General features: G+C 62.3%; 8 protein-coding genes and 3 pseudogenes. 5 read left to right on the top strand and 6 right to left on the bottom strand.

Annotated elements, in window-relative coordinates; translation table 11 throughout:
• The 5 genes and pseudogenes from ACFFJB_RS00055 to ACFFJB_RS00035 form a co-directional block, all read left to right on the top strand.
• The coding region (locus ACFFJB_RS00055) for a hypothetical protein (RefSeq protein ID WP_376828498.1) at positions 1 to 463 on the top strand (463 nt) is incomplete at its 5' end.
• Between the two features lie 5 nt (positions 464 to 468).
• Positions 469 to 987: a glycosyltransferase family 2 protein gene (locus ACFFJB_RS00050; protein ID WP_376828496.1), complete on the top strand. Its 519-nt coding sequence runs from the start codon at positions 469 to 471 to the stop codon at positions 985 to 987.
• Positions 988 to 1,151: 164 nt separating this feature from the next.
• Positions 1,152 to 1,481: pseudogene (locus ACFFJB_RS00045) on the top strand (DegT/DnrJ/EryC1/StrS family aminotransferase); the annotation flags it as partial.
• 148 nt (positions 1,482 to 1,629) lie between these two features.
• A complete protein-coding gene (locus ACFFJB_RS00040; RefSeq protein WP_376828500.1) occupies positions 1,630 to 2,223 on the top strand; it encodes a DegT/DnrJ/EryC1/StrS family aminotransferase in 594 nt (197 codons plus the stop codon).
• 950 nt (positions 2,224 to 3,173) lie between these two features.
• Positions 3,174 to 3,443, top strand: a complete 270-nt coding sequence (locus ACFFJB_RS00035) for a penicillin-insensitive murein endopeptidase (protein WP_376828494.1) — start codon at positions 3,174 to 3,176, stop codon at positions 3,441 to 3,443.
• Positions 3,444 to 3,753: 310 nt separating this feature from the next.
• Here ACFFJB_RS00035 and tnpC read toward each other — a convergent pair.
• The 6 genes and pseudogenes from tnpC to ACFFJB_RS00005 form a co-directional block, all read right to left on the bottom strand.
• Positions 3,754 to 5,384: pseudogene (tnpC, locus tag ACFFJB_RS00030) on the bottom strand (IS66 family transposase).
• Between the two features lie 78 nt (positions 5,385 to 5,462).
• Complete coding sequence (tnpB, locus tag ACFFJB_RS00025; protein WP_376828492.1) at positions 5,463 to 5,804, bottom strand: IS66 family insertion sequence element accessory protein TnpB; 342 nt, start codon at positions 5,802 to 5,804, stop codon at positions 5,463 to 5,465.
• On the bottom strand, positions 5,801 to 6,061 hold the full coding sequence (locus tag ACFFJB_RS00020; RefSeq protein WP_376828490.1) for a hypothetical protein: 261 nt from the start codon (positions 6,059 to 6,061) through the stop codon (positions 5,801 to 5,803). The genes tnpB and ACFFJB_RS00020 overlap by 4 nt, the downstream gene beginning before the upstream one ends.
• A complete protein-coding gene (locus ACFFJB_RS00015) occupies positions 6,046 to 6,189 on the bottom strand; it encodes a hypothetical protein (RefSeq protein ID WP_376828488.1) in 144 nt (47 codons plus the stop codon). Before ACFFJB_RS00015 ends, ACFFJB_RS00020 begins: the two co-directional genes overlap by 16 nt.
• 81 nt (positions 6,190 to 6,270) lie before the next feature.
• Positions 6,271 to 6,405 carry a hypothetical protein gene (locus ACFFJB_RS00010; RefSeq protein WP_376828486.1) on the bottom strand — a complete coding sequence of 45 codons (135 nt, stop codon included), beginning with the start codon at positions 6,403 to 6,405 and terminating at the stop codon, positions 6,271 to 6,273.
• 362 nt (positions 6,406 to 6,767) lie between these two features.
• A pseudogene (locus tag ACFFJB_RS00005) lies at positions 6,768 to 7,312 on the bottom strand (transposase).
• Positions 7,313 to 7,336 lie beyond the last annotated feature (24 nt).

Genomic DNA, 7,336 nt, shown 5'->3' with positions numbered 1-7,336 from the left:
CTGCAAAAAAAAATTCCGCCAAAATTCGCGTACTTCCCCGAATTATCCGGCACGTACTGTCGCTTGGCCTAGCCACCCGCCTGGACGCACCACACACGAGCAACATGCGATACGGACCGAGCTTGCAGACGCTCTTGAACGCCTTCATAAACTGGAGCGGCGTCACGACGAGGAAATTTGTGCGTTATCGGAGCGGGCACAGCGGCTAGAAGATCGGTTCCGCGAGCTCGAGCTTAAATGTCATACGGAACGAATCCTCACGCTCGAAAGTCAGCACATTCTGGAGCGGGACCGCCTCGACTGGGCGCTTGGTTTACTGGAAGGACTGGCGGAAGAGTTACAGAAATATCAATTCGCACGTCAGGACCCCACCTACTGGGACGCTTACGCCAAAGCTAGCCGCTGGTTTCCGTCTGCATCGCGACGTCAGATCGCTCCGCGTTACTGGTTGAGCGTGCTCTAAGGTCCGTGCTGGCGCAATCCTATCGCAATCTTCAAATCATTATTGTTGGCGATCACTGCACCGACGATACCGAACAGAGGCTGGCCGAGATCAGGGACAGCCGAATTACGTTTGTAAACCTCCCCGAGCGGGGGCCCTATCCACCACCCGGCATCGATAGGTGGCGCGTCGCCGGCACAAACGCAATGAACCGGGCCCTCGAGCTGTGCGAGGGTGATTTTGTCACGCATCTGGACGACGACGATGCGATGACCGGAAACCGCATTGAAACACTGCTCACGAACGCGCTAGAGCACCGGGCAGACTTCCTTTGGCACAGATTTCGGTATCAGCGGCCCGATGGCGAATGGATCACCTTGGGCAATGGAGAATTTGTCGTTGGCCAAGTGACGACTGGTTCTGTTTTTTATCATCGTTATTTCACGCGGTTTCCGTGGGACGTGAATGCTTACCGTATGTCGGAGCCAGGTGACTGGAACCGCTTTCGCAAAATCAAGCTCCTGCGCCCTCAACTCTATTTGTAAACGAGCCACTGCTACTCCACTTCAGGGAGCGCAATCAGCCGCCTTTTTGCAGCAGACGAATGAACGGTTTCTGGACGATTGAGCGCTCCACCCCTTCCATTTGGGTGAATGGCAGTTCATGAAATGATAATGGACGATTCGGTAATTCAAGGAAGCGAATCATAATGCTGATACCGTTTCTGCGGCCCAAACCACCCAGATTGAGTCAGCTCGTGGCGGAGCTTGAAGAAATCGAAAATTCAGGAATATTTTCAAATTACGGACCGGTAAACACCCGCCTCGAAGCTGCGTTGACTCGCAGCCTTTTCGGCAATCTTGGCGGCTGCCTGACGGTCAATAACGCAACGACGGGGCTCATGCTCGCGATCAGGGATGTCATGAAGGCCCCCTACGACAGCCGGCGTCGCTATGCGCTGATGCCATCCTTTACATTCGCTGCAACGGCGCATGCCGCGATCTGGGCCGGGCTGGTTCCTCTTCTGTGCGATATCGACCCGAAACATGGCTTCCCTGCGTACGGTCAGAAGAAGAGCTACTCCAAAAATACAAAGATCAAATTGATGTTATTATTCCTTACGCTACTTTTGGCAACTGCCTCGACCTCACGCGCTATGACATGCTTTCCAACAAGTATGACGTCGCATAGTCGTCGACGCCGCAGCTTCTTTAGGATCAAAAACCGAAACCGGCGCAGGTTTCGGCGAAGGGTTCAGATGGCCTGTCGTCTTTTCGATGCACGCCACAAAGACATTTGCAACGGCGGAGGCCGGGTTAATTTACTGCAGTGATCCTGATCGGCTCGCCCGGCTACGCGTGATGGGGAATTTTGGCTTCGGTGAGCCGCGGACAGCGACGATGCCCGGGCTCAATTCCAAGCTGAGTGAGATCGGCGCATTGCTGGGCCTCGCGAAACTTGAAGAGTTCGAAGATGTCATTTCCGCTCGCGAAGCCCTTGCGCGAACGTATATCAACAATCTTCCAGATTTTGTTTTCCAGCGTCTGACCGGGAATCGCGTAGCGTATCAATTTATGCCAGCGCTTCTGCCTAAACGGCTTGAGCGACACAGGGAGGCTCTCTTTGATAAATTATCGGCAGCGGGCATCGGAGCTGCACAGTACTTCAATCCGCATATCGCGGAGCAACCATATTTCGCCCGGCTTTCGGCGGTGGGCGATCTGACGGTTACAGCCGATATCAGTCGACGTATCGTCTGCCTCCCCTGTCCGACGACCTGACCGAGAGGGAAGTCCTGCACGTGTGCGCGGTTATCCGGTCATTCATGGAGGATCGCCGGTGAAAACGACTTTCTGGATGACAGGGAGCTGGCAGGTCTGGGCCTGAAACGGTTGGGGCGCCACGTGCGAATCAGCAGGCATGCGTTGCTCTTTGGAGCAGACCGGATTGAGGTCGGAGATTATTGCCGGATCGATGCTTTTTGCATCCTTTCAGCGGGAGCGGACGGACTTCGTATTGGCCGCAATGTTCATATATCGGCATATACCGCGATACTGGGACGTATGCTTGTTGATATAGGCGATTTCGCAACGATCTCGGTTCGGTGTACGATATTCAGTTCAAGCGATGACTACAGTGGCGCCGCCATGACCAACCCGACGATCCCACTAAAGTACAGAGGCGTCCAGGATGCCCCCGTATATGTCGGAGCACATGCGATTGTTGGCGCTGGCAGCATAGTGTTGCCGGGTGTCTGTATCGGTGAAAGCGTCGCGGTAGGCGCTGGCAGCCTGGTCAAACAAAATGTGCCGCCCTTTACAATCGTGGCAGGGGTGCCTGCCAAACGGCTTGGGCAGCGCAAAGACAATCATCGGGCGCTTGCTGTCGCCATGATTGAGGAGGAAAGTAGACGCCAGCCCGGGGAGGACAAACCGCCCTCTCGCTGAGAGCAGCGGCAAGTATAATGGCTAATGGCTGAAGGAGACGCGTTGGGCGTGGCGGTCATACTGCGTCGCCAGCCGCCGGCAGCCGTCGGCCGGCGGGATGCCTCTTCCAAAGCTTTCGCCTGTTCAGGCCATACCGTTTCGGATCCGGCACGCGCAGGCATCGCCTGAAGAAGTGACGGCTGTCATCAGAGGGACGCAGAACCGCCCCCATGCGGTGTGCAACACGCGTTGCCCAGCGGACGCCAAAGAGGCGCCGCGACGTCTGACAGTGGGCCAGTCCGGGAATGGCGGCGACACCGCCCCCACCTCAGCGCGGATTAGGATCCGCAACGTGCGACGCGGGCGCCGACCGGGCGTGGCTGCGCAAGATCCGCCCCACCTGGGGCCACAACTACCATTTTCACGTGCGGCTGGACTGCGGCGGCGCCCCCACCTGCCGGCCGCAACAGCCGCCGCCGCCCGGCGACGGCTGCGGTGCCGAGCTTGACTGGTGGTTCAGCCCCGAGGTGCTGCATCCCAAACCCGGCCGCCGCGCAAGCCGCCGCGGCCGCTGACCCTCGCCGACCTGCCCCCGGCCTGTAAGGCGGTGCTGGAGGCCAGGTGACGGCCCGCCGGCTCCTGCGCCGGCGGAAGGGAGCCAGGCGGACGGAGGCGCGTGCGCCCGCGACCAGGCGCTCCGGCCCGACGGCGGCCTGCGCGGCGCGGGGTCTGGCCCCCCGCACATTGCGCCTGAACGCCGGCCCCGCCTGTGCCGCGCCGCACCTCCGGCGCGGACGTCCCATGCAAGATTCCCCCATGGAGCGATTTGCTCCGTAAGCATGCGGTGAGCACCACATCTGAGACGCCTCCGCCTCAGGCTATGCCTTACCCCGTGGTGGCTGCCTTCCAGTTCCACGGCAGCAGTTCATCGATACGCGCAGCCGGAATGCTATTGATCCTGGCGAGGACGTCGGCCAGCCACGCCTGAGGATCAACGTCGTTCATGCGGGCGGTGACAATCAGGCTGTACATCGCCGCAGCGCGCTGTCCGCCGCGATCCGATCCGCAGAACAGCCACGCCTTGCGGCCAAGGGCGACGCCGCGCAGCGCCCGTTCGGCGGCGTTGTTCGACAGGCAGATCCGCCCGTCATCGAGGAAGCGCGCGTGAACGATGGCCAGCGCTGGCTCAGATAGCCGATGGCCCTCACCAGGGGATGGCCACGACTGAACTGGTCCCGGGTCTGGCCAAGCCATGCCTCCAGCTGCGCAATCACCGGCGCGCTGCGCATCTGGCGCACGGCCCGGCGCCCGTCGGCGCTGGCTCCATTGATGTCGCGTTCGATCGCGAACAGGCTGTCGATCAGGCGAACAGCTTCCAGCGCCCGCGGATAGACGGACGGCGGCTTCAATCCCCTGGCCGTTTTGCGGCGGCGCTTTCGATGTCCGCCAGCTCAAAGAACTTGCGTCTTGCGTGCGCCCAGCAACCCGCCTCCAGAATGGGGGCTGGCGCGCGCTCTGGCCTGTACAGCTCATTGTAACCGCCATAGGCGTCGGCCTGAAGAATGCCGCTCCATGCCCTGAGGTGCTCCTGCGGTGAACGCCCCGACGGTCGCGTGAGTAATGGAAGACAGCCGCCGGTGGCGCGGGGCCGCCCCAGGGGGCGTCGTCACGCACATAGGTCCAGAGCCGGCCCGTATCGGTCTTGCCCTTCGCCAGCACCGGAACCGTGGTGTCGTCGCCATGCAGCCGTTTAGCCCGCCAGCACATGCGCCTCGATCCGCGAGAACAGCGGGGCCAGCACCGAGGCAGCGCCGCCGACCTGATCCGCCAGCGTCGACAGGCCCAGCGGCACGCCCTCGCGGGCATAGCGCTCGCACTGGCGGTTGAGCGGCTGATGCTGGCCAAACTTCTCGAACACGATCTGGGCCAGAAGCCGGGGACGGCCCAGCCGCGCGGCAGCACATGGAACGGCGCTGGAGCCTGGGCGATGGCCTCGCAGTCGCGGCACGAGAACTTCTCCCGCACCGTCTGGATCACCTTCCACTGGCGCGGGATCACCTCCAGCGTCTCGGTGATGTCCTCGCCCAGCTTCCTCAGCCGCGCGCCGCCGCAGCAGGCGCAGGCGCGCGGGGCTTCAACCACCACCCGCTCACGCGGCAGGTGCTCAGGGAAAGGCTGACGCGCGGGCTTCCTGCGGCGGAACGCGGCGACAGGCGTGGTCGCGCGGGCGGCGGCTTTCTCTGCGGCAAGCTCGTCCTCGGTCGCGCCAGTCTCAAGCTCCTCCAGCTGCAGCTCAAGCTGGTCGAGCAGGCGGGCGGTCCGCTCCGATGAGGCGCCAAAGCGCTCACGTTTGTACTTCGCAATGAGCAGCTTCAGATGGGCGATCTGCGCCTGGTCATCGGCGCGCCGGGCCCGGGCTGCGGCGGCTTCTGCCTCGGCCCGGTCAGCCCGCTCCACGGCGGCGCGACGAGCGCCGCTTTCAGCGCTGCGACATCGTCAGGAACGGGGCTGGCCATGGCTTTCATGACCGTAGTGAATCACAGATCAGGGCGTTTGTGGCGCCCCAAAATGCCGTCTGGCCAAACTATTTTTGCTCAGCCGGCGCTGCGCGGCCTCCAGCTGTGTTGCGGATGGCGCCAGTCAATTCCTTCGAGCAAATAGCCGAGCTGGGCTGCCGTTAAGGCAACCGCGCCGCCCCCTGTCGCAGGCCAGATGAACCGGCCGCGTTCCAGCCGCTTCGCATAGAGCGACATGCCGATCCCGTCGTGCCACAGGATCTTGCACAGTGCGCCGCCGCGGCCCCGGAAGACATACAGGTCGCCGCAATGGGGATCGCGCCGGAAATGCTCCTGCACCAGCAGCGCAAGGCCATTCATGCCCTTCCTCATGTCGGTGTGGCCAGAGCAGATCCACACCCGGGCGCCGGCGGGGATCATCGCAGCGCCTGCAGCACGGCGCTGACCAGCGCAGGCGGGGCTGAAAGGGGGATATCAATCCGCGCTGTGACAAGGGTGACGCTGATCACCGGGGCGCCTTCAGGCCCCGGGCTGCATTCATCGCCCGCCACAGCTTCCAGGCTTGAGCCCGCCGCCACCGGCGCAGACCCCTCATCCTCTGTCAGGACAACCGGCACGAACCTCCCCGCTGCCTGCCGGGCCTCGCGGCGCCACTTGTAGATCAGGCTGGTGGCCACACCGAACCGTCGCGCGCGACCTCCGCAATCACCGCGCTGGGCATGGTTGACGCCAGCACAATCTCTTCGCGCTCCGCCGCACTCCAGCGACGGCGACGTTCGGATCCGGAAATAACCGCCACTTGCATGAACCTGCGCTCTTAACTGCGTCCTTATGAGCACAGCTTCAGCACAAGGCACTGTCACGACAAGGCGGCCTTCGCGGAGGCTCACCGCGCTGTCGCCACCGGAAGAATTTCAACGCGGAAGCCCTCATGGGATTCCTCGGTGATGCGAAGGTTTTCATAGGGAATGCGCAGCATGGACTCCTCGCCGTTGCAGCCGTCCGTCCAGGTAATAGTCAAGAGAAGAGGCGCGCGATCAATGCCGCCAGTCGTCGCCGGCCGGCGGGGGCGGGCGGCGCGCCTGTAACAGGGCCAGCCCGGGCTGACGTCACCGGGCCGCGAGGCGCGTCATGGCGGCCCTGACCGCCCGGCCAGCCGGCCTCGCCGGAACGATCCAGCCTGCAGCTTTCGCAGTCTCGACAGCGCTCATTCCAGTCGCTCCCCCGGAGCAAAGTGAGCCTCCGGCGAAGGCCGCCTTGTCGTGACAGTGCCTTGTGCTGAAGCTGTGCTCATAAGGACGCAGTTAAGAGCGCAGGTGATGATGTCCCAGGACGTGGTGTAGCTTAGACGGCCACGGCTCATCCCAGAGGGTCGGATGAGTGTCAGCTTGTTGCTGGCAGGCTGATGAGTGGATCATCGCTCATCGTAGCGATTGTCTCAAGGGTCATATAGCGGGATCGCTGGACGGCCCATTCATCGTTCTGTTCGAGCAGCAGTGCACCGACCAGGCGCACGATAGCGTCGTCGTTGGGGAAGATGCCGACGACCTCTGTCCGCCGCTTGATCTCGCCGTTCAATCGCTCAATCGGGTTGGTCGAGTGAAGTTTGGCCAATGCTGCTTGGGAAAGGTCATGTAGGCGAGCACGTCTTGCTCGGCGCTGTCCATGAGACTGGCGAGCTTCGGCACCTTTGGCCTGATCTGGTCGGCGACGTTGCGCCACTGGGTGCTTGCCGCCTCCGACGTGTCCTGAGCGAAGGCCGTGGCAATGAAGGCGGAGACGACACGCCGTCCGCTCTTTCCAGCATGGGCCAAAGCATTGCGCATGAAGTGCACCCGGCACCTCTGCCAGGTAGCGCAGAGCACCTTCGATACTGCGGCTTTGATGCCCTCATGCGCATCTGAGACGGCGAGCTTGACGCCACGCAGACCCCGCCTGGTCAGCTTTCGAAG

Origin of the sequence: Camelimonas abortus, assembly GCF_042432745.1 — a bacterium.
GTDB lineage: Bacteria > Pseudomonadota > Alphaproteobacteria > Rhizobiales > Beijerinckiaceae > Camelimonas > Camelimonas abortus.
This window is presented reverse-complemented; position numbering and strand designations above follow the sequence as displayed.

Bases quoted from the DNA above. Each gene is read 5' to 3' on its own strand.
- ACFFJB_RS00035 (WP_376828494.1), top strand. From the start codon at position 3,174: ATGGCGGCGACACCGCCCCCACCTCAGCGCGGATTAGGATCCGCAACG.
- tnpB (WP_376828492.1), bottom strand. From the start codon at position 5,804: ATGATCCCCGCCGGCGCCCGGGTGTGGATCTGCTCTGGCCACACCGAC.
- ACFFJB_RS00015 (WP_376828488.1), bottom strand. From the start codon at position 6,189: ATGCAAGTGGCGGTTATTTCCGGATCCGAACGTCGCCGTCGCTGGAGT.